At 49.3% G+C, this 23267-nt stretch carries 18 protein-coding genes; 10 read left to right on the forward strand and 8 right to left on the reverse strand.

The window, feature by feature from the left end:
• The first annotated feature begins 8 nt into the window (after positions 1–8).
• The 5 genes from O3C43_13110 (at position 9) to O3C43_13130 (ending at position 6065) form a co-directional block, all read left to right on the forward strand.
• The gene (locus O3C43_13110) at positions 9–1238 is read left to right on the forward strand and encodes an exo-alpha-sialidase (GenBank protein MDA1067432.1); all 1230 of its coding nucleotides are present in this window, start codon (positions 9–11) and stop codon (positions 1236–1238) included.
• Positions 1239–1251: 13 nt separating this feature from the next.
• Complete coding sequence (locus tag O3C43_13115; protein ID MDA1067433.1) at positions 1252–2664, forward strand: sulfatase; 1413 nt, start codon at positions 1252–1254, stop codon at positions 2662–2664.
• A complete protein-coding gene (locus O3C43_13120) occupies positions 2645–3424 on the forward strand; it encodes a phytanoyl-CoA dioxygenase family protein (GenBank protein ID MDA1067434.1) in 780 nt (259 codons plus the stop codon). The genes O3C43_13115 and O3C43_13120 overlap by 20 nt, the downstream gene beginning before the upstream one ends.
• 159 nt (positions 3425–3583) lie before the next feature.
• On the forward strand, positions 3584–4810 hold the full coding sequence (locus O3C43_13125) for a sialidase family protein (GenBank protein ID MDA1067435.1): 1227 nt from the start codon (positions 3584–3586) through the stop codon (positions 4808–4810).
• A 49-nt stretch (positions 4811–4859) separates the two neighbouring features.
• Positions 4860–6065, forward strand: coding sequence for an exo-alpha-sialidase (locus tag O3C43_13130; GenBank protein MDA1067436.1), 1206 nt, complete (start codon positions 4860–4862; stop codon positions 6063–6065).
• A 54-nt stretch (positions 6066–6119) separates the two neighbouring features.
• Here O3C43_13130 and O3C43_13135 read toward each other — a convergent pair whose 3' ends face one another.
• The gene (locus O3C43_13135) at positions 6120–7256 is read right to left on the reverse strand and encodes a hypothetical protein (protein ID MDA1067437.1); all 1137 of its coding nucleotides are present in this window, start codon (positions 7254–7256) and stop codon (positions 6120–6122) included.
• Between the two features lie 365 nt (positions 7257–7621).
• On the opposite strand from O3C43_13135, the gene O3C43_13140 reads away from it, so the two are divergent.
• The 4 genes from O3C43_13140 (at position 7622) to O3C43_13155 (ending at position 11779) form a co-directional block, all read left to right on the forward strand.
• A complete protein-coding gene (locus O3C43_13140) occupies positions 7622–9757 on the forward strand; it encodes a type I restriction endonuclease (protein ID MDA1067438.1) in 2136 nt (711 codons plus the stop codon).
• A gap of 360 nt (positions 9758–10117) precedes the next feature.
• The gene (locus tag O3C43_13145; GenBank protein MDA1067439.1) at positions 10118–10870 is read left to right on the forward strand and encodes a TIGR04255 family protein; all 753 of its coding nucleotides are present in this window, start codon (positions 10118–10120) and stop codon (positions 10868–10870) included.
• The gene (locus O3C43_13150; protein ID MDA1067440.1) at positions 10852–11361 is read left to right on the forward strand and encodes a hypothetical protein; all 510 of its coding nucleotides are present in this window, start codon (positions 10852–10854) and stop codon (positions 11359–11361) included. The genes O3C43_13145 and O3C43_13150 overlap by 19 nt, the downstream gene beginning before the upstream one ends.
• Position 11362: 1 nt before the next feature.
• The gene (locus O3C43_13155; protein MDA1067441.1) at positions 11363–11779 is read left to right on the forward strand and encodes a hypothetical protein; all 417 of its coding nucleotides are present in this window, start codon (positions 11363–11365) and stop codon (positions 11777–11779) included.
• A 162-nt stretch (positions 11780–11941) separates the two neighbouring features.
• Here O3C43_13155 and O3C43_13160 read toward each other — a convergent pair whose 3' ends face one another.
• The 7 genes from O3C43_13160 to O3C43_13190 all read right to left on the reverse strand — a co-directional run bounded on the left by O3C43_13160 (position 11942) and on the right by O3C43_13190 (position 22970).
• A complete protein-coding gene (locus tag O3C43_13160) occupies positions 11942–12961 on the reverse strand; it encodes an aldo/keto reductase (protein ID MDA1067442.1) in 1020 nt (339 codons plus the stop codon).
• 54 nt (positions 12962–13015) lie between these two features.
• On the reverse strand, positions 13016–15787 hold the full coding sequence (locus O3C43_13165) for a valine--tRNA ligase (GenBank protein MDA1067443.1): 2772 nt from the start codon (positions 15785–15787) through the stop codon (positions 13016–13018).
• A gap of 80 nt (positions 15788–15867) precedes the next feature.
• Positions 15868–17718 carry a hypothetical protein gene (locus O3C43_13170; protein MDA1067444.1) on the reverse strand — a complete coding sequence of 617 codons (1851 nt, stop codon included), beginning with the start codon at positions 17716–17718 and terminating at the stop codon, positions 15868–15870.
• A complete protein-coding gene (locus tag O3C43_13175) occupies positions 17700–19730 on the reverse strand; it encodes an ATP-binding protein (protein MDA1067445.1) in 2031 nt (676 codons plus the stop codon). The genes O3C43_13170 and O3C43_13175 overlap by 19 nt, the downstream gene beginning before the upstream one ends.
• Before the next feature lie 14 nt (positions 19731–19744).
• A complete protein-coding gene (locus O3C43_13180; protein MDA1067446.1) occupies positions 19745–20956 on the reverse strand; it encodes a beta-ketoacyl synthase N-terminal-like domain-containing protein in 1212 nt (403 codons plus the stop codon).
• Positions 20953–22434 carry an FAD-binding protein gene (locus tag O3C43_13185; protein MDA1067447.1) on the reverse strand — a complete coding sequence of 494 codons (1482 nt, stop codon included), beginning with the start codon at positions 22432–22434 and terminating at the stop codon, positions 20953–20955. Before O3C43_13185 ends, O3C43_13180 begins: the two co-directional genes overlap by 4 nt.
• Positions 22419–22970, reverse strand: coding sequence for a HAMP domain-containing sensor histidine kinase (locus tag O3C43_13190; GenBank protein ID MDA1067448.1), 552 nt, complete (start codon positions 22968–22970; stop codon positions 22419–22421). Before O3C43_13190 ends, O3C43_13185 begins: the two co-directional genes overlap by 16 nt.
• Before the next feature lie 122 nt (positions 22971–23092).
• Here O3C43_13190 and O3C43_13195 point away from each other — a divergent pair.
• Positions 23093–23267 (forward strand): transposase (locus O3C43_13195; protein MDA1067449.1); only part of this gene is annotated, 175 nt, incomplete at its 3' end.

Raw genomic sequence — 23267 nt, forward strand, 5'->3', positions numbered from 1 at the left:
CATTCCCCATGACCTGTTTAAAATCTACTTTCTTTTACTCCGCACTATTAGGGCTTTTGTTTCTAAGTATTTCTTGTGGCAAGAAGGACCCCAATTATCCGCATCCTGCCAGCAATCCCAACTCTGCCCTTATGTTGAGCCTTCCGGATGTTGGCCTCGAAACTGAAAACATCGATTACTCGCAACTGCCTCAATTGACCGGAAAGCACGCCGTTGTTTCCCGTGGAGACAAGGTCTGGCACTACCGCCTGCATACTTACCTGGTTTATTTTGCGGATCGCTACTGGTGCATGTGGAGCCATGGGCCTATTGTGGAAGACAAGCCAACTCAACATATCCGATTTGCCACCAGTAAGGACGGAATTGCATGGACCGAGCCAGACATTTTAGTGGGATCATCAGACCAGCCGGGATTCCGGCATATCGCGCGAGGCTTTTGGCTTCGGGGAGATGGGAACTTGCGGGCATTGGCCAGTCATGATGAGGCGCTTAAAGATGGGCACACCCACTTCTTTGGGGAAAGCCTGGATTTGCGATCCTACCTGTGGAATGCGAATGAAGGCCGGTGGGATTTTGAAGGAATCGTTTTTGATGATACCATTAACAACTTCCCCCCGAAGAAGTTGAAAACAGGAGATTGGATGATGACTCGAAGAACTTCCAGCCGGTCCATCTCTTTCCTGGTAGGCGGGCAACACTCGATCAGTGATTGGCGGGTCGTTCCCTATTCGATCAAGGATCGGGAGGATGGTCTGCAACCCGAAGAACCTTTCTGGTATGAACTTCCTGATGGACACCTGGTTGCTCTTGCCAGGGACAATGCCAGGTCCGGTCGGTTACTTCGATCGTTCTCAGTTGACGATGGCAACAGTTGGACCGCTCCGGTTCGCACGAACTTTCCCGACGCCACCAGCAAGTTCAATGTCCTCCGGATCAGCACGGGTCAGTACGTCATGGTAAACAACGCCAATCCCGAGCGGCGCAATCCCTTGTGCTTATCCGTCTCCGAGGATGGCCTTGTATTCACGGCACTGGGCATTTTGCCCATTCCGGATCATATAGAGGGCGTCGAATGGGAAACCGATTCCAGTTACAGTTCGACCACTTACGAATCGCTTCAGTATCCTCATGTGATTGAACATAAAGGAGAGTTATTGATAGCTTTCTCCCGTAAAAAACAAACCGTTGAAGTGGTTAGCATTTCCTTGGCCGAAATCGAAAAACTCCTGCGAAACTAAAACCGCATACGCCATGATTATCCTATTTCCTCCCGGCAAGTCATTTCAGTGGGTCGCCCTTATGCTGGTTGGATTGCTTCTGGGGCTAATGGGTTGCAAGCCACCTGCCGGTGATGTGAAGAGCATGGCTGCCAAGCCAAACTTCGTTTTAATCGTGATTGATGATCTCGGGTACGGTGACCTTGGCAGTTATGGAAGTAAGCTCCACAAGACACCCCATATCGATCAACTGGCGGAAGAAGGCATTCGGTTTACCGACTTTCACACCAATGGGCCGGTTTGCAGTCCCACGAGGGCGGCCTTGATGACGGGTCAATACCAACAGCGAAGCGGTATCGAATCGGCTATCGGGTTTGTAAAAGATGAGGGAGTTCCACTCAGCAAGGTTACCATTGCTGAAATACTTTCAGAGCATGGATACGCTTGCGGTGTGGTCGGGAAATGGCATTTGGGTCATGTGGATAACTTCGGCCCCAATGACCAGGGGTTCGGCCTCAGTTATTGTTCAAACAACAGCCCGGACTACCATTCCCACGTTTCAAGAAACGGCGAGGTGGATTGGTATAAGGATCACGAACTTCATCCGGAACCAGGCTACATAACGGATTTGGTCACGCGTCATTCAAATGAATTCATCGAAGCACATAAAGAGGAACCATTTTTCCTCTTTGTGTCGCATCCAGCGGTGCATTTCCCTTTTCAAGGACCTACAGATCCTCCCTTCCGCAAAGAGGGAAAACTCTGGCATGGCAACGAGCGCGTTACAGGACAGGTTCAGCCTGATAGCAAATACGGACCGTTGCCGCCGGAGAATTATAAGCGAGCCTACAAAGATATGTTAGAATCCGTTGATAGCAGTGTGGGCGCTATTGTTGAAAAGATAGACGAGCTGGGTTTGCGCGAACGTACTCTGATCGTGGTCACCTCGGACAACGGCGCCTATTCCTGGGTGGGAAGCAATGGTATCTACCGCGGGCAGAAAGGGGATCTGTTCGAAGGTGGTCACAGGGTGCCCGGCATTTTTAATTGGCCGGGAAAGATTCCAAAAGGATCCGTGAGCGAAGAGATCACAACGACCATGGATTTGGCACCCACCTTTGTGTCGCTGGCCGGAACTCCGGATTCAGAGAAACAGGCATTTGACGGAATTGATATCAGCCCTGTCCTTTTCGACCAGGTTTCGCTTCCACCGAGAACTATTTTTTGGAGGTTCAACAATTCTTACACCGATAGCCATGCCAGAGCGGTGCGCGAGGGTAATTGGAAATATGTCGTCGAAGAAGGCGAAACATACCTGTTCAACCTATCCGGAGATCCGGGTGAGCAGGTGAATCTTGCCCTAGCGAATCCAAACTTGGTTGGGCAAATGGAAAAAGCTTACCTGTCCTGGGAACAAGACGTAACCAATGGAACGCCGGCAAATTAGCGTGGATATCCCTATTTCACAGTCTCATCGCGATCAGTATCGGAAGGAGGGCTTTTTTGTCCTGGAATCGGTTCTTTCGGAAGCGCATCTCAATTTACTGCGGACCACTGCGTCCAAAGCGGTTCAGCAGATGGAAGCGCAGATGGATCGAGAAGGTACAGATACACTCGGCATCAATCACCGTGGAAAACGGTACTTTGTTGGGCAGACCTATGCCGATCATCCGGAACTAGGTGAGTTTATTTTTAGTGATCTGATGGCTGACATCTGCCGAGCCACTTTCGGAGATACCGCCTACTTTCATAGCGATCAGTTTGTAATCAAATGTGGGGAAACTGGCATGAGCTTTTCCTGGCACCAAGATGGGGCTTATGTGAAGGCGCGCATCGGTGATCACACGGAGTGTATCACCTGCTGGTGCACGCTCGACGATGTCAACGAAACCAATGGGACAGTCTATATCCTGCCGGCGAGTCGGTTTGGAAAGCGTGAGCTCGTTGACCATGTGCGTGATCCCCAGACTAATGATCGTATTGGCTATCACGGTGACGATCCAGGTGATCCTATCATCGCGTCGGCTGGAAGCATAGCGGTGTTCTCCAGTTTGGTTTTTCACCGAAGTGGGGCGAATTTAACCGGTCAACAACGACGTGTTTATTTGGCCCAATACGCTCCCGAAGCGATTCGAAACAAAGCAGGTGAATGGCCTCAGTATTTTGCAGAACCGTTTATTAAAGATGGAAAGGCCTTAAAAAGGTAGTGCTACTTTAGATTCGTCTCAGGAAGTCTTCCCGATAACCCAGAGGTTTTAACTCCTAACCACAACGTGTATGATCTTGATTCCGAAGCCCAAAATTATGCTGTTCATAACTGACCCCGGTTTCCTTTTCCAGTCATTCGTTGTGTCCGGAGGCATGCAATGAGCCTTAACTGCTACAGAAAGTTCGGCCGATTGCCTGCTCTGATCCTTTTGCTTTCATTGGGCTGTTCAAGCGGAACAGCTTTGTTGCCTCCCATGCTGGATTTACCAGGTGTTGGCACAGCGACAGAGAAAATAGATTTTAAGACATTACCGGTGTTATCTGGGCAGCATGGATTGGTCAACAAAGGCGAGGCACCCTGGTTGTTTCGTTTGCATAGCTACCTGGCATTTTATGACGGCAAGTACTGGTGCATGTGGAGCCATGGCCCGGTTGTGGAAGATAAACCTTCCCAGCATGTGCGCTATGCCACCAGTGCCGATGGCCTGCATTGGAGTCAGGATGATTTCATAGCTCCTCTACCTGCCGGGAAAGGGGAGCGCTACATTTCCCGGGGATTTTGGCAGCGTGATGGTAAGCTAATCGCCCTTGCCACCCTCGATGGGAAATTGCCCAGGCACAACACGCCCTGGTCGTCCGATTTAAAATTGCTGGGTTTTGAATGGGATTCGGCAAATGCTGCCTGGAAGGAGCCCATCGTCATCTTTCCCGACACCCTGAGTAATTTCCCTCCCGAAAAAGTGGGCGATGGAAAATGGTTGATGATGCGCAGAGATCACAAGCGTTCTGTTTCCGTGTTGTTTGGTGGTCTCGAATCTCCATCCGATTGGGAGGTGGTGCCTGCGGTTAATTACAAGTTGGAAGGCAGTAATTTCCAGGCGGAAGAACCGGACTGGTGGGAACTTCCAGATGGGCGATTGATGGGCGTTTATCGCGACAACAGCAACTCCATGCGATTACATCGCGCTATTTCCACCGATATGGGCCGCAGTTGGTCCAAGCCCGAAAAAACAAATTTCCCGGATGCAACTTCCAAATTCTTTGGAATGAGAACTTCCCGTGGATTTTATATCCTTGTCTCCAATGCCAACCCGATTACCAACGCGAGTCCTTTGGGGAGAAATCCACTCTGTCTTTCGGTATCCGACGATGGCATCACATTTACCCGGATGGCTCGTCTGCCGATACCGGTCACACCCGAAGGAGGGCCTTTCGATACCGACCACACATCCGGCACATTGCAATATCCGCACGTATTGGAAAAAGACGGACACCTTCTCGTTTCTTATTCACGGCATAAGACGGTTATCGAGACTGTAAGAATCAGCCTAGATGAAATCGAACGGTTGCGCAGTGGAAAACTGGCTTACTGGCCCTTGAAGTAGTCTTAGCCCAATCATCATTGTTAACTCGTTTAAAATAAATCGACTCCCCATGAACATCTACCCTGTATTCAAAATCTCGATGAGCTCCCTGTTCATCTTTTTCTTCGGCAATCTACTCATAGCTGCTGCGTCCGATCTTTCTTATCCGGACGCAAAGACCAACTCCAAAAGTGCCTTGATGCTGGACCTGACTACAAGCGGCAAAGACCCCGATGCCATTGTGTATGAGAATCTGATCCACCTCCCGGCCCAACCTTCAGTTGTAAGTGACGTGCGCTTAGCGGGAGGATTACGCGTCAATCAACACGCTTATCTGGCCTATTTTGGTGGGCGTTTCTGGGCTATGTGGAGCGATGGGCCGGGCGAGCCCAGGGTGTCTCCGGAAAAGCACTGGAATGTGGTACCCGGACACGACCGTCCCTTCACGAGAGTTTCGTATGCGACCAGCAAGGACGGATTAAACTGGAGTGAGGTTAAGGATCTTTCCGGGCCGCCACGAACGAATGGCTTTGGCTGGATTGCCCGTGGGCTGTGGGAGCGCGATGGCCAACTGATTGCCTTGGCCAGCCACTTCAATGCTCCCGGCTACGATGGGGAAGGACTGAGTCTTGAAGGTTGGCGATGGAATAATGGTTTCATGCGCTGGGAGGAAATCGGGACGGTTCTCGACGATGCCATGAACAATTTTCCCCCGAAGCGATTGCCCAACGGAAAATGGATGATGACGCGGCGGGATCACCAACGGCAGGTATCCGTGATGTTGGGTGGAGTTAGCTCACATAGCGATTGGACCATCAAGCCATTGGCAACTTACGATGGAGCAACCCAGCAACCTGAGGAGCCTTACTGGTATGTGCTTCCGGACGGGAAAAACCTCGTGGGGCTCTTTCGCGACAATGCGCAATCGAAACGTATTATGCGGGCCTTTTCCACCGACAACGGAGAAAGCTGGACGCCTTTGGTTACCACGAATTTTCCTGATGCCCGGAGCAAGTTTTTTGCTCTAAGAACGTCCCACGGGTACTATGCATTGGTATCCAATTCCCGGCCCGAGCGTCGCGATCCCCTGACCCTGGCCATCAGTCGGGACGGATTGGTTTACACTCACTTGTTTTATTTAGTTGGAGGCAGGCATATCGACTATCCTCATATGATCGAGCACGACGGCAACTTGTTTATCTCCTTCTCAGGTGCCAAGCAGACAGTGGAAGTTCTCAAGGTGTCGCTCGATGCCATTGACCGATTAATCGAATAGGTATTCAGTAGTCTGTGGGGCGAATGGTTTCCCGCGGCGTCTCAACTTTGTGTCTCAAAAAAACTGCATTTGCCGGGCGTCGGTTTGTTTGGGTGTGCCTGGAGTTGGGGTCGGCTTAAGGGAAACACCGTCGAACAGTTTTTGGCTTTTGGCTTGGGTCGATTTGTTGAATCGGGCCGCCTCTGCGCGAAATTCTTCTGCCGTGCGTTGAAGCCAATCCAAGCGGCCTTTCAGGTCCCTTTGAATGTATTTGAAATCGTTGCGGATTTCGCGGGCAAGTTTGGTGGTATCGGCTTTGGAGAAAGCGAAGGCTATGTGGCGTTTGGCTGCTCGCAACGCCTGGCGAATGGGACGGAGGTGGGATTGATGGTAAGCGGCCAAGTCATTCAAGCGGGCCAGGCCAAGCGAAGCATTCAGGCCCGTTTCATCCATGTCGCACACCGCTTCTATCCGTTGAAGACCCTCCAGGTCGCCTTGGTGGTAGGCAGTTTGCAATTCGTTCCAGCGACGATCGCGTATACCTTCTTCCATATCCGAACGATCGGGATGCAGACGCTTGGCGAGCGTTCGAAACAGGGTCTTCAAGGAACCCTGAGTGTCGCGATGCGTTCGCGGCTTGGGCGCGCGGATGTGTCTTGTGCGGCGGGATTCAAATTCTTCAAAGTCATCGTCCTCCCAGTCATCGTCATCACCGAAAATGTCCTCGAACACCGAGTCAAAAGCATCGCGCAGCTCTTTGTCCATTGGATCCTCCAATTCCTCGTCTTCTTCCCCGTCGTCCGGTTCAGGCGGCACAAACAGATGTAAGGTGCCTTCCTTCTTCCGGCGGAAAAGTTCCTCGTGAACCTCCATTAGTTTTTCGGGAATGTAAAACTCGCACATCCGCAACTGCTCGACGATGAAGTCGAGGTTACCCATCTCCTCCTGCAACTCGCGGATGCGGGTGAGGTCCACCCCGAAATGGGAATTCAGCCAGCGAGTGTAAGCGTTGGTTTCGACTTCCTCAAAGTGGGTCAACCGCTCCTGTTTCTTGCGGAGTTCCGTGCGCAGACGGCGACAGGTGGCCAGCGCTTTTTTTATAAAAGGTTCCTGATCCAGGGTAAGCAGGGCTGTTCCGTTCGGATGGGATTTTTTCCGCTTGTGGGAACGTTGTTTCGCCTTCTTCCGGGCAGGACGTTTTCGTCGGGACATGGTCGTAGGTTTGAAAAAGAAGGAATTGAGTTCAACCGGAAAATGGGAACGGCCTGAAAAAACCATGTTCTCCTTGTTCGGTGGGATTTGAGTCTCCTCGATACAATAAGAAATCCGGTAATTGCATTAAACTTGAGTTCGATGCAATAAGCGGTGGTCTTTTAGAATGCAAACTTGATTCCACCGACCGGAATTTCTGGACTTGCTGCTAATTCTATGACCCCCGATCTTGCAGTTCACCTTCGAACCCTCTGAACTAGTCACCTATGGCTCAACTGGAACATATTGAAGCGATTGAGAAACGGCTTTGGTCGGCGGCGGATACGTTGCGGTCGAATTCCAATTACGCGAGTAACGAGTATTTTATGCCGGTCATGGGGTTGATCTTTTTGCGGCATGCCTATAGCCGGTATCTGGCGGTGAAGGATGGGATTGAGGCCGGGCTGCCAACGGAGGCCTACGAAGCGGCGATCCGGCAGGTGGTGGGTTCTTTGTCCACCCAGTCGCTGGTGGCGACGAACAAGGACAAGTATGCGCTGATCCGCGACGGGGTGCAGGTGAGCTTTCGCAATGAGATGGGCGAGCGGGTGAAGGAGCGGCTGCGGTTGATCGACTTCGAAGATCACCGGAACAATCATTTTCTCTGCGTGCGGGAGTTGTGGGTGCGCGGCAGTCTTTACCGCAGGCGGGCGGACATCGTGGGGTTCATCAACGGATTGCCGCTGTTGTTCATCGAGTGTAAAAACATCCACCACAACCTGAAGGCGGCGTTTGAAAAGAATTTTTCGGACTATCTGGACACGGTGCCACACCTGTTTCACCACAACGCGGTTGTGCTCTTCGGTAATGGCGAGAAAGCCAAGGTGGGCTCCATCACCAGCAAGTGGGGGCATTTCCACGAGTGGAAGCGTCTGGCCGAGGAGGAGCCGGGGGTGGTCGATATGGAGACCCTGTTGAAGGGCGTGTGCAAGCGGGAGAACCTACTGGACCTGGTGGAGAATTTTATCCTCTTCGACGAGTCGTCGGGCGAAACGAAAAAGATCCTGGCGCGCAATCACCAGTTTCTTGGAGTGAACCGGGCGCTGGACGCGGTGCGCGGGCGCAGGGAACGCATGGGAAAGTTGGGGGTATTCTGGCACACGCAGGGCGCAGGCAAGAGCTACTCGATGGTCATGTTTACCCGCAAAGTGCACCGGAAGCTGGGCGGCAATTTCAGCTTTGTCGTTCTGACCGACCGGGACGACCTGGACACCCAGATCTACAAGACCTTTGCCGGTTGCGGGGTGGTGGACCACGACCGCGATCCCTGCCGGGCGGCGAGCGGGAGGCACCTGGGCAGCCTGATGCAGGAGCACAAGGCCTATGTGTTTTCGCTGATTCAGAAGTTTAACCAGGAAGTGGACCGGAAGGTGGGCTACACGCCGCGGGACGACATCATCGTGATCACCGACGAGGCGCACCGCACCCAGTATATATTAAGAGATGATGCGGAAGCGCTGGTTAACACGGTTAATTGTGTGGGCGTAATGGGTCGTGGTATTGCATTACAGTTTAAAAATCAGTTTCCAGATAACTTCAAAGCCTATGCAACCGCTCATAAGGATGGTCTGCTAATGCCAGGCCGAATGTTTATTCACGAGACTGGGGAACTGACGAATCCCAAGTATATCATCAATTTTCCCACCAAAAGGCATTGGCGTGGTAAAAGCCGGATGGAGGATATTGACTCAGGGCTAGAGGCACTAGTTGCGGACATTCGGCGTTTCAATATTAGATCCATTGCCATTCCTCCTCTGGGGAGCGGACTTGGCGGATTGGACTGGAGTGATGTCAGACAACGGATTGAAGTAGCCATGCAGTTCATTCCTGAGGTGGAAGTGCGACTCTATGAGCCGAGTGGCGCCCCGGAAGCTGACAAGATGGTCCGTAATCGGGAGGTGTCGAAAATGACTGCTGGGCGTGCTGCGCTCGTGGAACTCATTGATCGCTACCTGAGTGGTTTGTTGGACCCGATGATATCTCTTTTGGAAGTGCACAAGCTCATGTATTTCATGCAAGAAGCTGGGCAGCCGCTTCGTCTGAAGTACGAAAAAGGTACCTACGGCCCATATGCTGCCAATCTGCGACATGTTCTCAATCATGTGGAAGGTCACTTGGTTTCGGGCTATGCGGACGGAGGTGACAATCCTGAGAAGCAACTAAAATTGGTTCCTGGAGCAGTTGAGGACGCACGGAATTTCTTGGAAGATGACAGCGCCACCCGTGAAAGATTCACAAAAGTATCTGAGCTTGTAGAAGGTTTTGAATCGCCCTTCGGGCTCGAGTTGTTGGCTACTGTACATTGGATAGCTAAAAACGAGAAGGCCAATTCGTTCATAGACCTGCAGAAAAAGACCTATGACTGGAATGATCGCAAAAAGCAATTCAGTCCTCGGCAGTTGGAGTTAGCCGCAAATGCTCTATCGCGGCATGGATGGATTTCGGATTTTGGGAGGAATTAAAACGGGTCAGAGGAATTAAAACGGGTCAAACTCACAATCCTAACACGGGTTCCATCCTCCGGCCAGCTTTTGAAGTGGTTGGTTTTTCAATTTTCGATTGAACCACCTGGTTTTCCCTACAGCAACGAAGTGGGATTGCCTGTTGAGTCGTATGATGAAACCGAATTTCAACAGCGAGCTGAGGAAATTTTCCGGCATGTCTTTAGAGCTTATCCGGAGATACCTTCGCCGGTATACCACTCGGATTCGGCGGCATGACTGGCAGCGTAAATAAAAAAGCCCTATTCGGAAAATTTTAGGGCTCGAATTGAAGGATAATTATTTCTCGCTGTTGGTGGATATTACCGCAGTATTTATTGAATGAATGATGAGTCATTTCATTTGGAGAATGCTCCAATCATTGAGGCAATAGTCGACATCGATTGTGATTTACGGCCCGATTTTGACCTGGCTGTAAACGGGCCAGCCATTAGAGAAGTTCTAAAAGACTCCTATCCTAAGATGCGGCATCAAATTTTCCAGGAGCATAAGGTTTCGCACTCTCAGAATTCTCCTCCAAAAGTTGACGTTCGCAAAGGTGTAAAGGCTTTACAGTTCCAAAGTGAAGACGGGAAACAACTCGTTCAGTTTCGCACGAATGGATTCTCTTTTAACAGGCTGGCTCCCTATGACGGATTGGACAAATATTTACCTGAGGTTAAAGCAAAGTGGGAACTTTTCTCAGAGTTGGTGAAGCCAGTCCAAATTCGGAAAATTGGTCTGCGTACCATAAACCGTATCCTCCTTCCACTTGAGGGTGGAAAAGTTAAGCTAGATGACTTTCTTAAGGTTGGACCTCGATTGCCGGATGAAGATACTTTAACCTTTGTTGGGTTTCTGAATCAGCACATGGCGCTGGAAGCTGGAACAGGGAACCATGTTAATATTGTCCTAACAACCCAGCAATCCACAAAAGAAGGATTACCTTTAATTCTTGATATTGATGCGTTCCGCCCATGTCAGTCAGATCCACCACCTTGGGAGAAAATTTTGGAAATAATCACTTCACTTCGGAGCTTGAAAAATCGCGGTTTCCGAAACACCTTAACAAAGAAATGCCTGAACCTTTTCTAGCTATGGCTTTGGCCGGATACGCCGCACTTCAACCACTTAGGCGGTCTGGCTCCGCTGTGTCACTTGAAGCGAAGGCCGCAAAAGAGTATGCCTCGGTTGTGTATGACCATGTCGAAAGCTCTTGGGCGCTTTTTGGGAAAAAGGAAGCGATCATTACCAAAATTCGAGAATTTGGGATCGAATGTGCTGAAGCCGATTGGGATGGTTACGATGCTGAACCTGTAAGTCAAAATGCGCTTGAACGGGCAGAAGTTTTTATCCGCTCTCTGCCTGAGAGTATTTCAATGCCTGAAGTCTCTGTGGAGCCAGATGGAGATCTTTCATTTGATTGGAATCCGACTTCCACCAAGACTTTCTCTGTTAGTGTAGGTTCGTCAGATCGTTTTGCGTACGCATGGTTCGATGGCACCGATCGTGGACACGCAGTGGCTCGTTCCAGTAACGGAGAAGTGCCTGCCCGCATTCTAGAGGAAATCCAGCGTATTACCTGAAATGAGCCTTCCTTCCGGGTTGCCTGAAGAAGTTGCGGATGAGGAGCCATTGGCCCGTTTCCTTACTTCCTCAGGGCATTTTAGTAATTTGAAAGTAAAGCAGGCAGCTTTTCTTCCAAGCCCCAAGGATGGCCGCACGTCTGTTTTCCGCCATGGGGTGGAACCTAAAACCGGATTAGAGTCCATTGGGCATCTTGAGATTGGAAGTGAACGGAATTTGTATGGTGCCGGTATCGTTAAAGCGAGTGATGTCCGAGCAGTGAAGCTGGATGTCGAAGCGATAGAACCACCGCCCCGTCATGCGGATATTTTCGATTGGCCTTGGATGAAGGATGATCGTGAGTTCGGGAAGGCGCAACGAAAGGAAATGGCAATATTGCTGGCACAGAAGTCTGACTTGGTGCGATTTTCCGAATAACCATTTAGATTGGCGCTGGTCTGGTGGTGTCGTTCGTGTGGCTGGTTATGAGGTAAATTTTGACGCCTTGTTGAATTAAACTCCCGCTCGATGCAATAAAACCGGGCCTTATTTTATCGAAAGACCGTTGGATGCATTAAGAATTCTAAAAGTAGATTTCGATTACCCCATCGGGTAGGGGTACTTCTCCGAAATCTTATCGATTTCAGCAAGTGCATCTTCGCTTAAGGTCATGCCTTCAACTTTCAGGTTCTCCTCCAATTGCTCAAGGTTGTTAACTCCGAAAATGGTGGATGGCACGAAGTCGTGTTGCTTCGACCAGGCTAGGGCGAGTTGGGGGAGGGTGATACCTTCTTTTTCGGCGACACCTTTGAGTTCCAAAGTGGTGGCCAGGCTTTTGTCGTTTACGAACCGTCGGGCCATTCCCTTTTGGCGTTCGTCTCCGCGTTTGATGTAGTGAGTGAAACGGATGCCGTCTGGTAGTTCTTCCACATTGTATTTACCTGTCAGTACACCTCCCGCGAGTGGAGAATAGGGGAGAAGTCCGATTTTTTCCCGTCGGCAGATATCGGCGAGGGCGTCCTCAAAGCGACGGTTGTTGATGGAATAATTGTTTTGAATGGTTTGATAGCGCGCAAAGCCATTGGCTTCGGAGACGGCACGAGCCTTCATGGTGCCCCATTCGTTTTCGTTGCTGCTGCCGATTATGCGGACCTTACCCTCGTGAATGAGTTCGGTCATGACTTCGAGGATTTCTTCGTACCCTGCATCGTGATCGGGCCAGTGAATTTGATAGAGGTCAATGAAGTCGGTTTGCAAGCGCCGGAGGCTTCCTTCGATGGCGGTACGAATGTTATGGCGATCAAGTGCGGTTTTGCCGTTCCGGACAGGAGGAACAAACCAGGCATGCCCGGCTCCGGTGACTTTCGTAGCAAGTATGAGTGAATGGCGCGGCTTGTCTTTTAACCAGCGGCCCACGATTTCCTCGGTTCGATGCACCCATTTTTCTTCTGGAGGTACGGGGTATATTTCGGCTGTATCAAAAAAGTCGACACCGGCTTCGTAAGCACGGTCCATGATTTTGTGTGCCGTGGTTTCGTCGCAGGACGAACCGAAGGTCATGGTTCCGAGGCACAATTCAGAAACAACAATGCCGCTGGTTCCTAATCGGTTTCTTTTCATTATAAAGATGGTAGTAAAGTTTGGAAAATCTTGTGTTTCACCCTACTTCCTTTTCTAACCCAACCGAACCAAGAGGTTGGTGAGTTCTTCCTTTTTCGCAACCGACTCAGCAAGCTGGGCTCTCGCTCCCTCGACAATATTGGCGGGAGCATTGCTCATGAATTTCTCATTCTTCAACTTGGACTCTCCTGCCATAATGGCTTTGTCGATTTTCTGAATTTCTTTTTGCAGGCGCTCTTTCTCGGCTTCGGGATCGACCGAACTGGTCAGATCGAGATAAACGGTTCCCAACTCTGATACACTGGCAGGAAGATCTTTGTCTTCGGAGCTTGCTTCAAAAGATTCCGCTCCGATTTGCTTCAGAAGCGAGCCCTTGTTTCGCTCGATCAAGGCAGATGCGGTTTCTGAAGATTTGTAGAATAAGGAAACATCACGTTTATTGCCTAGATTGAACTCGGCTTTGAGTGCCCGCGTTTTGGAAATGAGTTCCTCCAATTTGTCCACCTGGCCGGCCGCTTCTTTGTCCAGGTGAAGTGCACCTGCGGCAAACAGTTTACCCAGCTCCTCGGATGTTTCGATTTGGTTTTCCTGGAGCAGCTTGTCGTTTTGTGCGTAACCCAACTGACTCCATAATTCTTCGGTGATAAAGGGAGTCAGGGGTTCGAGCATCAACAACAGTTGGCGTATAATCAGATCCTGAATCCCTAGGACGTTTTGCTTCAGGTCCTCCTGAGAAAGCTTGGACTTGGAGACCTCGACATAGGTATCGCAAAAATCACTCCAGAAAAATTCATAGAGAATATGAGTGACCTGATTGCATTCGAAGAGGCGATAGCTATCCGCCAACTTTTGGTTGGTTTCGAGCAATCGACTCAAGATCCAATGATCATAATCATCAAATAAATCTCCGTTGATTCGATTCAAAATAACTTCAATGGACGAGTTGTCGAAACTCGCTCCGCTCATCTGACGGAAGCGGCAAGCGTTCCAAAGTTTGTTGCAAAAGTTTCGGCCGATTTCGATGCGTTCTTCGCTAAAAAGGATATCCTGACCACTCGGTGCTATATTGATTATCCCGAAACGGACTCCATCTGCTCCGTATTTTGCGATAAGATCGAGCGGGTCTGGGGAATTCCCCAAGGACTTGGACATCTTACGTCCTTTTTCGTCGCGGATGAGGCCTGTTATGTAGACATCCTTGAACGGAATGCGGGCGCGGAGCTCCTCTTCGGTGAGGGATTTTTTTTCATCACCCATGAATTCGAGGCCAGCCATGATCATACGGGCCACCCAGAGAAAGATGATGTCAAATCCCGTTGCGAGCACGCTGGTTGGGTAGAAAAACTCCAGGTCCTTCTTTGTGTCCTCGGAATCGCCGGGCCAGCCAAGTGTAGCGAACGGCCATAGCCAGGACGATGCCCAAGTATCCAGGACGTCTTCCTCCTGCTCCCAGTTTTCGGGATCGGAAGGTCCATCCACAGAGACGTGGATGTGATCCGGGTTATCGAGGTCGACCTCAGATCGGTCGATACCTTTCTTGTACCAAACGGGGATACGGTGTCCCCACCAGAGTTGTCGGCTGAGGCACCAGTCGATGTTGTTTTCCTGGCCATGGTTTAGCCAATGAAGGTAAACATTCTCCCAGCGTTTGGGATGGAAATTTATGATACCCGATTCAACGACCCGTTTTGCTTCATCCACCTTCGGGTAGCGCAGCCACCATTGTTCGGTGAGGCGAGGTTCAACCGGGACATCGGCGCGTTCCGAGAATCCGACATTGTTGTCGTATTCTTCCTCACTAACAAGGAGACCCTGTTCATCCAACATTTTGACGGCCAGTTTCCGTGCGGCAAACCGGTCAAGACCCACGAAAGGTTCGCCTGCCAATTCGTTGAGGGTTGCATCCGGATTGAGTACGTCGATGACTTCTAGGTTATGACGTTTACCGATATCGAAATCGACCTGGTCGTGAGCCGGTGTGACCTTCAAACAACCGGTTCCGAATGTTTTGTCTACGGCCGCGTCGGCGACTATGGGAATGGGTGTCTTGGGAAATGGACGGTAAACGAAGGTACCAATGAGATGTTGATAGCGCTCGTCCTCCGGATTCACCGCAACCGCTGTATCGCCCATAATGGTCTCTGGACGGGTGGTGGAAATCTCCAGGTGAGTCAGGGGAGAACCATCTGCCTTGGTTGAAGGGTTGACCAACTCATAGCGCATCTTCCACAGCTTACTTTTTTGTGGTTTCATGATGACTTCCTCATTACTGAGGGCGGTCAAACTAACCGGGCACCAGTTGCTCATACGCAGGCCGCGGTAGATATAACCGCGTTGGTAGAGCTTAACGAAGGCGGTAAGTACTGCGCGCTGATAGCCCTCGTCCAGAGTAAAGGCAGTTCGGTCCCAGTCGCAGGATGCGCCGAGCTTGCGCAATTGGTTCAAAATGATACTGCCGTGCGTTTCCTTCCATTCCCAAACTTTATCTACGAATTTTTCTCGTCCGAGATCTCTGCGATGAAGTCCAGCCTTACGGATTTCCTTTTCAACTTTCGTTTGAGTCGCAATTCCAGCGTGATCGGTCCCGGGTTGCCAGAGTGCGGCTTTACCTTCGAGTCGGGCACGCCGGATGAGCATATCCTGCAGAGTATTATTGAGGATGTGGCCCATGTGTAGCATCCCCGTTACATTCGGAGGTGGAATCATGATTGCAAATGGTTCACGGGAATCATCGCGTTTGCCTTTAAATGCACCTGTTCTTTCCCAGGTCTCGTACCATTTGGATTCGACGGAGGAAGGATCGTAAGCTTTGGAAATCTCAGCCATAAGTTGTATAAAAAATCGAGGACCTTAGCGAAAGGCGTTCTTCCTTTTAGTCAAAGGAAATTAAGGGGCGATGGGCCTGCTCAAGACGGTTCGCGGATTAGTATCTGCAAATCGTAACCGTCCTTGGCCCTGCGAATTTTTACCAGACCTCTGTGTTTCTTAATCGTCTGGCAGGCCTTAAAAAATTTGAGACTGATGGCTTCCGGCAGCGTCCTGGAATTGGATGAAGGAAACGTTTTTTCTTCTTCGATGCCAGTGCCTCTTACAGTTATTTGGGCCCCTTTACTTAATTTCCCTTCAACCAGAATGTTCAGCTCGCCGTTCTCTTGCTTCAGGGCTTTATACATATGATGGATCATGTCTCTGAGCCCCTCTTCAAGTTTCATGGCATCCCCGTTGAAAGGGTTAAGGTTCGCCCCATATTTTACGGTGACCTGGTTGAGATTGAGGTCCTGGACAATGCGATTGATGATCATTCGAACGTCCGTGGACTCCAGGTTCTGTTTACCCATATCATTGAGTCCGAATAAATCGTCTGCCACGTTTTCAAGGCGACCAACCTCTGCCTGAATGGTTTTGATAAAATCTGCCGGGATCGGTGCGTCTTTGTCTTTTACGCCGAGAAGTTGTGCGAAGGTTTTTAAAGAAACCAGCGGATTCCTGAGTTCGTGAGAAAGGATGAGTCCCAAGGTATTGAAAACGGTATCCAGTTCACCGACTTGCTCTTTTTTGTTGATATTGAGCCTTTCGGTTATGTTTTCGTATCCACCAATTATCCGATATTCGGAGTTGGAGTAGGGGAGCACTCGAGTGAAGATACGGAAGCTGGATTGTTGCGCCTCAGCGATTGAATCGCTCGCCCTGCCTGTTTGGGCGGCCTGGTAAAGAGCTTCTTTCAGGCCTAGAGGAATGGGATCTCCTACCTGCGTTTGCCAGACCACTTCGCCTTGTGCATTTGCGATGACCCATTTCCCTGGAACAGACTGAAGAAGAAGCTGCGCTCGCTGTATATCGTGTTGAATGGAATTCTGACGGCGACTCAGGTTTAGGCACGCTCCAAACTGCTCAGCAATGTTTTCCAGATCTTCGAGTATTTCCCGGGAATACTTTTCCCCATCGTTTCGTTTGCCGGTGAAAATCCAACCATTTAGTCCACCATCAAAGAACAGTGGAAAAACCGCTTCGGCCTGCATTCGCTTGAGGTTATCGCGTAAAAATAATTTGTCGGGCTCGTCCAGAATGTTCTCAACTGTGTGAAGCCGAAGAGTGATCAAATTCTCCCTTAGCCATACTACAAAAGGATGGGTGTCTGAATAGCTTAAGCCATTTACATCTCCGAAGACCAAATTGCCGGCGAGGAGTTCAAATTTTTCGCCGCTCTTAATGAAGGCTCCGGACCTTGGTATGCGGAGATGGTTTTGAATCAGCTTTAGAAAGTGAGTGCCAAGTTCTTTCTCGCTGCCAATCCTGGCCAAGATTTCACTCGCATAATCGAAAGGACGATAGGGGGGAGCTGAATGGGCAGGTTTTTCAACCTCATTCAAGGTTTCCAGACGAATTATTTTGTCATGAAGGAATCTGTTTTGTTCTTCCAGGTTAAGAATCTTCTGGCTGTGTTGAGTGATCTCTCGGAGTTGTACCTCCTTGGCTTCCTTGTCGACTATTGCAAAGTAGTTGTTCTCAACCGCTTGTTGGTAGGGCACCGTTCCAGGGGTTCCGACTGCGATGATGTGAATTCCACTGCCGGGTTCCTGATAGGGCGGTGATTTGTCCTGAAACAGATCATACACAATGGTGCATGGTCTTAGTCTTTCAGCCATTCCACGAATGTCCTGTGAACGAGATACCTCAACGTCGCCAAGGTCGTCCAACAACCTTGACCAAGTATCTCTTAGTTCGCTGTCAGCTGTTACTAGGAATATTCGTGGCATGGGTTAAAACCAATCGCAAATTTGGTGCCTACTCCGGGTTCGGACTCGATACGTGTAATCGCGTCGTGCTCATTGAGGATTTCCCCACTTACAGTGAGGCCTAAACCGAATCCGTGTGTTTTTGTAGTATAAAAGGGTTTGAAGACATTTCTTCTGATTTCTTCCGACATTCCTTTGCCATTATCCTCTACTTCAATCCATACTTTTTCCTGACTACTGTAGACACGAACGATTATTCGTTTCTTGTTTTGGTCCTGATCAATGGCGTCGATCGCATTCAGTAAAATGTTTAGCAGCACTTGTCTGAGTGAACTTGGATCCGCCATAACCGAGTCTACATCGACAACAAAATCCTTGGTCATTTCGATCCCTTTTTGGCGACCCTTGGAGGTTACCAGGTCTAGCGCGGCAGATCCTATTTCGCCCAGGGATACAGCGGTCATCGTGCCTACCGAAGGTTTGGAACTGTCGAGCAGGCTCTGACACAGGTCTTCAATTCTCTGAACTTCTTCCTGAATAATTCCTGAGAACTCCTCACGGAACGAAGGCTCGTTATAGCGGACAGGAAGTAGCTGAAAAAATGTTTTAATGGCAACCAATGGGTTGCGGATCTCGTGAGCCAGACTGGCTGCAAGTAGGCCAACAGATGCGAGCTGTTCGGAGTTTCTAACCTGACGAACGATTTGGCTATGCTCCAATAATGGCCGGAAAGTTTCGCACAACAATTTCAGAGTCTGACCATCGGAATAAGTGTATGGATTTTTGGATGCCGGTCGGCCCAAGCCTACCATAAAGGCCACGTTTTGTTCAGCATCTTCCAATACCACCAGCATGATTCGAAGATTATTTTCTTCAAAGAAAGTCTTCAGGCCCTTGACGGCCCCAATTTCCCGAACGCGCTCCATGCTTTCATAGGATTCCCAACCATGCTGAACGAGGTGATTAACTTCGTTGCTGCTCATAGCCATTTTGACGTTCTCATACTCGAGATATTCTTCATTCGGCATAAATACAGCCGCATGGTCGGTGCCAGCCCATTCCATCAGAATTTCCTGGAACCGTGCCTTAATCAATTCTTCATCCGCGTGTTCTTTTCCTAAATCGTATATGCGTTGAAGCGCGAGTTCGTTGGAGGATTTCTTCTTCTCTATAAAACGTTCCAGGAATTGCTCCAATAAATTGTTTCCCGGATAGATGCTCAATAGAACCACAACCAAGGCGAGTACCTGGGCGTAATCGTCGGAAAAAACTTCACCCGTTATTCGTTTGATCACAAGAAACTCCAAAATTCCTGCAGCCAGGATGACCAAATATTTGATCGAGGTTGCGGTTAGGTACCGCGGCTCGTAGATCCTCCGATTGGTCATGGTGAATCCCGAGATGCTGTAGTATCCAACTACCAGGATTGGGGCCAGTTTCATCAGTTCGGTAGCGCCCATGGCTCCACTTCCAGTGGTGAATATGAATGCCCCCAGGGCGAACAAACATCCGGTCGCGAATACTTTTAGGTCTAGTTTCACAATACCGTCAGCGACCTTAAGGGCGCGGTAGGATTGAACGCCTAGAAATATGAGTGAAACCAGAGAATATATCCCATGAATGTACCACCCCCAGCCGAAAAGAAGGCCACCTCGCACAGACCCAGGCTTTAAAAACCAATCGGTTTCAGTCAACCAGAGGCCCGCCAGTCCAATAATAAAGTAGGGGGCGGTTTTCTTGAAGAGCCCACCCAGGTTAATATTGGGCATTACAATGGATTCTTTCAGACAGAAAAATGCCCATGGCACCATTCCGCCGAATCCCACCATCTTCCGAATCCAAAACACAGCCTCTGTTGCCGACGAGTAGTTGTGAGCGGTAAATGAGCCCACCCAGAGGGTTGTGATAATACTTAAAAAGCCAAAACTTCGATTTATTGCCCGGTCCGGATTGGCCAAGAATATTAATAGCCCCACCAGGACGTTGGTGCCGGCCGCCAATACTAAAATGATTATAGATTCAAACGAAGTCACAGTATGTAAAGTATCTAGTCAGCAGTTAGAACGACGGTCGAGTTATTGTTTCCAATTCCATGGCAATTCATGATGGCCGTTTTGGGTTTGAGCAGGCGAGGAGTTTTTGACAGGACGAGGGAACAATCAGGATCTTGAAATTCCAGATTGGTGGTGGGCGGTATGAGGCCTGTTTTAAGTGTTATCGCGGTACTAATTAATTGAATGGCACTGGCTGCTCCAAGAGGGTGCCCGATCGTGCCCTTGATCGATCCAGCGGGTATTGAATGGATCCAGTTTCCAAATACCGATTCAAGCGCCTGGGATTCACTGATATCCAGTATAAAATGTCCAGGCCCCCAGGTGGAAATATAATCGACAGATTCCGGTCTCATGCAGGCGTTGTTTAATGCATTTTCGATGACCCAGGCGTAACCGTCTCCTGGCGCATTCCCGAGATCTTTCCCCGAGGAGTATCCGCGTATAGTCGCATAGGAAGGGCGTGGACTGTCCATCGATTCTAAAATCACATAACCTGCACCTTCACCTATAACGCCTAATTCACGAAACACGTCGAATGGTTTTCCAGAAGTTGCGGGATCCTCATACTCAGGAGAAGTCAGTCTCGCAGTCGTTAATTCGGCCATTGGGTGCAAGATCAGTGGTGCTTCTGCACCACCACAAATCGCTATTTTTGCCTGGCCGGATGCGATCAGCTCTGCCCCGGCACAAATCGCATCGCCTCCTGAACAGCAAGCATTCTGAACGGCGGAAATCCTTGTTCGGGATGGAATGAATCGCGCAATGGATTCGGAAATGGCAATGGGGGAATAAGAAAAAGTAGTAAACGGCATAGCCGCCTTTACTCCCTTTTCAGGAACCCGTCGTATGGTCTTAGCGACATGGTCTAAATCCATAAGGGCGGTCCCCGTTATGATCGGAACTTGTCCGACGTTTTCCCATTCGGCCGGACTTATAGCAACGTCTTTCAATGCCATTTCCGCTGCTGCAAGGCCGAGTTGAGTATGACGCGGGAATCGGTTGATCTTTGCTTCCGCTCTTACATATTTGTCCGGGTCAAATCCTTCCACCGGGCATCCGATCGCTTTTTCCAGGCCAAGTTCTTCCAGGTGCGGCAAGTATTTGGCGGTTGATTTTCCTGAGATCAACCCGTTCCAGAATGCCTCGAGGCCAATTCCGCAAGCAGCGATGACTCCAATGCCGGTAATTTTAACCTGCTGCCTCATGAATATCGACCGGGTGCTATCAAATTCAAGGGGTCAAAGAAGTCTTTGAATTTTCGAATTAGCGGCGGCATTTCTAAATGTTCCATCTGGTCTATTCCAGCGCGGTAGGGAGGGAATCCCTTTTCAATGAGGGCTTTTGTCAGTCTTTCCAGTGCATTCCTTACTTTATTTGCTTCTGTGGTTTCAAAATGTAATGTGATGATGGCACTAACCGATCGTTCCACATTCACTATATAGGTGATAGAATATTTATATCCTTCACTGTCGAAAAGTGCTCTTAATTCCTTGGTTGCATTCTTCGATGGAGGGAGCGTTGCATTTAAATATACCGCTAGTTCTTTGGAAAAGTTTGGGTTATCACCCGGCATTTTTAGGCTTAGAAGTCCGATGTTTGTCGGATTGCCTTCGCTCAATGCGTGTAATTCGCCCAGAGAGTCGAAGAAGATTCCTAGATTCCGAATGAAGGGAATTGGTATCCGTTTACCCCATGTGACAATTTGGGCGATTTTTTCCGGGGAAAATGAGTCGAGTCTCGTGGATGAGGAGATGAGCTTTTTCATTTCTCGAATCATCGCCTTAGTAACAGCTTTGCGCCCATGGATAGCAGCAACCGCCTGAAACCCGGCGGAGCCAACTTGATTGATGACTTCGTTAATTTTACTGTCTGGGAGTTCAGGAAATTTAGTGGCAATCAATCCCTTCATAACATATTCTTTTCTTCCAGGATCGCCTATGTGGGTAATTTCGTTAAGAAGCTTATTTCGATAAAGTGTCTTCAGGTCGTCTATCAGGACATCGAGGTCAGAATTCTGTATAGACAAAAATGTGCCTGACTCCTGTTTGGGAAATATCGAAAACCATCCTCCGAGGACTATCCCGAAATTTGATTGAAAGAAGAGTCCTTCCCAATTGGGCCCAATTCCGTCCGGATGAGACTTGGACCACAATCGGCTGTCTTGCCGAATAATAGTACCATCAATGGTAAGTATCTCTAAACCGTGAAGGTCGTTCGAACGTGTTCGATAGTATCCGATTCCTCGTTCCAGACAATTTCCAATAATACTGGTGTCACTACCGCCGGCCGTAACGTTGAAAGTAAACTCAGGATAGTTGTTTTTTAAATACGTATAAAGATCCTTCTGAGAAACTCCTGGCTCAACATAGACTTTATTAGAATCTGGCTCGCAGGGGCCCATGGTTCGAAGTCGTTCAAGGCTTACAATCACACAGCCATCCCTTACGGGAAGGTGTGCTCCATAACCCCAGTTTTTTCCGCGACTGACAGGGTAGAGAGGAATCCCGTTTGTCTTTGCGATAGAAACTACCTGAACGAGGCAATCGCGTGTACCGGGTTTGAGGAGACAAGGAACTGCCCTGGTCGTCCCGCTTAGTGTCGGCTCAATCTGGTCGGGTGGTACGATTTCCAAATCATCAACCTCTGCCCAGATGTGAAGCTGACTCATCAATTGGGGTTCCATGTTTTCAAAGACAGGCAAATGCTTGTACCCAGGCCTTCCTCAGATTTTACGGAAATGGTTCCGCTATGAGCCTCTACGATGCGTTTACAGATGATAAAGCCTAGCCCGGTTCCTTTTTCGCCCTTAGTTGTGAAATTGCCCTGCTGCATTTTGTTTATGGTTTCCTGGCTCATTCCACTACCGTTGTCTGTGACAGAAATGACCGCTTTGTCTCCCCCTGATTCCACACTAATTTGTACGGTGGTTGGCTCATCGTCCCCCGGTTTATTTGCGTCTAAGGCATTACCGATAAGGTTTTGAAAGAGTCTGGATATTTCCGAGATACTGCCTGAGAGCGAGAGGCTGCTATCTCCCTCTATTATTATGTTTTTGCTGTCGAAGAAGATGTCGGATTTTACTTTCTTAACGGCGTCTATAATTGAGAAAATTTCAGCACCTTGGTTCCCCTTGCAAACTTCTTTCCAAGATTGTGCCAGCTCTCTGCAGTAATTGGCATTTCTTTCCAGTGTCTCCGCATAAGCCAATGCATTTTCCAAAGGAATTCCTTTAGCTTCATTTGCGTTTTTTACTTCGTGTAACAGGAGAGAGCTATACCCGAGTGAGCCTGCCCCGAAAAATGGGAGACATGTTGTGCTAAACAATGCATAAAATGAGAACAATGAGTCAAAGACGAAAGTATACGAAAGAATTCAAGGACAACGCCGTATCGCTGGTGTTATCGGGACGAGCAGCGATAGAAGTGTCGCATGATCTTGGAATCGACATTTCCACGTTAAACCGCTGGAAAAAGCTATATCTGGATGAGCAGGATATCAAACACGATGGCCTTGGCG

The organism is Verrucomicrobiota bacterium (genome assembly GCA_027622555.1).
Lineage (GTDB): Bacteria > Verrucomicrobiota > Verrucomicrobiia > Opitutales > UBA2995 > UBA2995.

What these genes read in the sequence shown, in the direction of transcription:
- O3C43_13150 (MDA1067440.1), top strand. Translation starts at nt 10,852, where the DNA reads ATGCCTGAACCTTTTCTAGCTATGGCTTTGGCCGGATACGCCGCACTT.
- O3C43_13170 (MDA1067444.1), bottom strand. Translation starts at nt 17,718, where the DNA reads ATGCCACGAATATTCCTAGTAACAGCTGACAGCGAACTAAGAGATACT.
- O3C43_13135 (MDA1067437.1), bottom strand. Translation starts at nt 7,256, where the DNA reads ATGTCCCGACGAAAACGTCCTGCCCGGAAGAAGGCGAAACAACGTTCC.
- O3C43_13185 (MDA1067447.1), bottom strand. Translation starts at nt 22,434, where the DNA reads ATGGAACCCCAATTGATGAGTCAGCTTCACATCTGGGCAGAGGTTGAT.
- O3C43_13140 (MDA1067438.1), top strand. Translation starts at nt 7,622, where the DNA reads ATGCCGGTCATGGGGTTGATCTTTTTGCGGCATGCCTATAGCCGGTAT.
- O3C43_13120 (MDA1067434.1), top strand. Translation starts at nt 2,645, where the DNA reads ATGGAACGCCGGCAAATTAGCGTGGATATCCCTATTTCACAGTCTCAT.
- O3C43_13180 (MDA1067446.1), bottom strand. Translation starts at nt 20,956, where the DNA reads ATGAGGCAGCAGGTTAAAATTACCGGCATTGGAGTCATCGCTGCTTGC.
- O3C43_13155 (MDA1067441.1), top strand. Translation starts at nt 11,363, where the DNA reads ATGAGCCTTCCTTCCGGGTTGCCTGAAGAAGTTGCGGATGAGGAGCCA.
- O3C43_13115 (MDA1067433.1), top strand. Translation starts at nt 1,252, where the DNA reads ATGATTATCCTATTTCCTCCCGGCAAGTCATTTCAGTGGGTCGCCCTT.
- O3C43_13130 (MDA1067436.1), top strand. Translation starts at nt 4,860, where the DNA reads ATGAACATCTACCCTGTATTCAAAATCTCGATGAGCTCCCTGTTCATC.
- O3C43_13110 (MDA1067432.1), top strand. Translation starts at nt 9, where the DNA reads ATGACCTGTTTAAAATCTACTTTCTTTTACTCCGCACTATTAGGGCTT.
- O3C43_13160 (MDA1067442.1), bottom strand. Translation starts at nt 12,961, where the DNA reads ATGAAAAGAAACCGATTAGGAACCAGCGGCATTGTTGTTTCTGAATTG.
- O3C43_13165 (MDA1067443.1), bottom strand. Translation starts at nt 15,787, where the DNA reads ATGGCTGAGATTTCCAAAGCTTACGATCCTTCCTCCGTCGAATCCAAA.
- O3C43_13145 (MDA1067439.1), top strand. Translation starts at nt 10,118, where the DNA reads ATGAATGATGAGTCATTTCATTTGGAGAATGCTCCAATCATTGAGGCA.
- O3C43_13125 (MDA1067435.1), top strand. Translation starts at nt 3,584, where the DNA reads ATGAGCCTTAACTGCTACAGAAAGTTCGGCCGATTGCCTGCTCTGATC.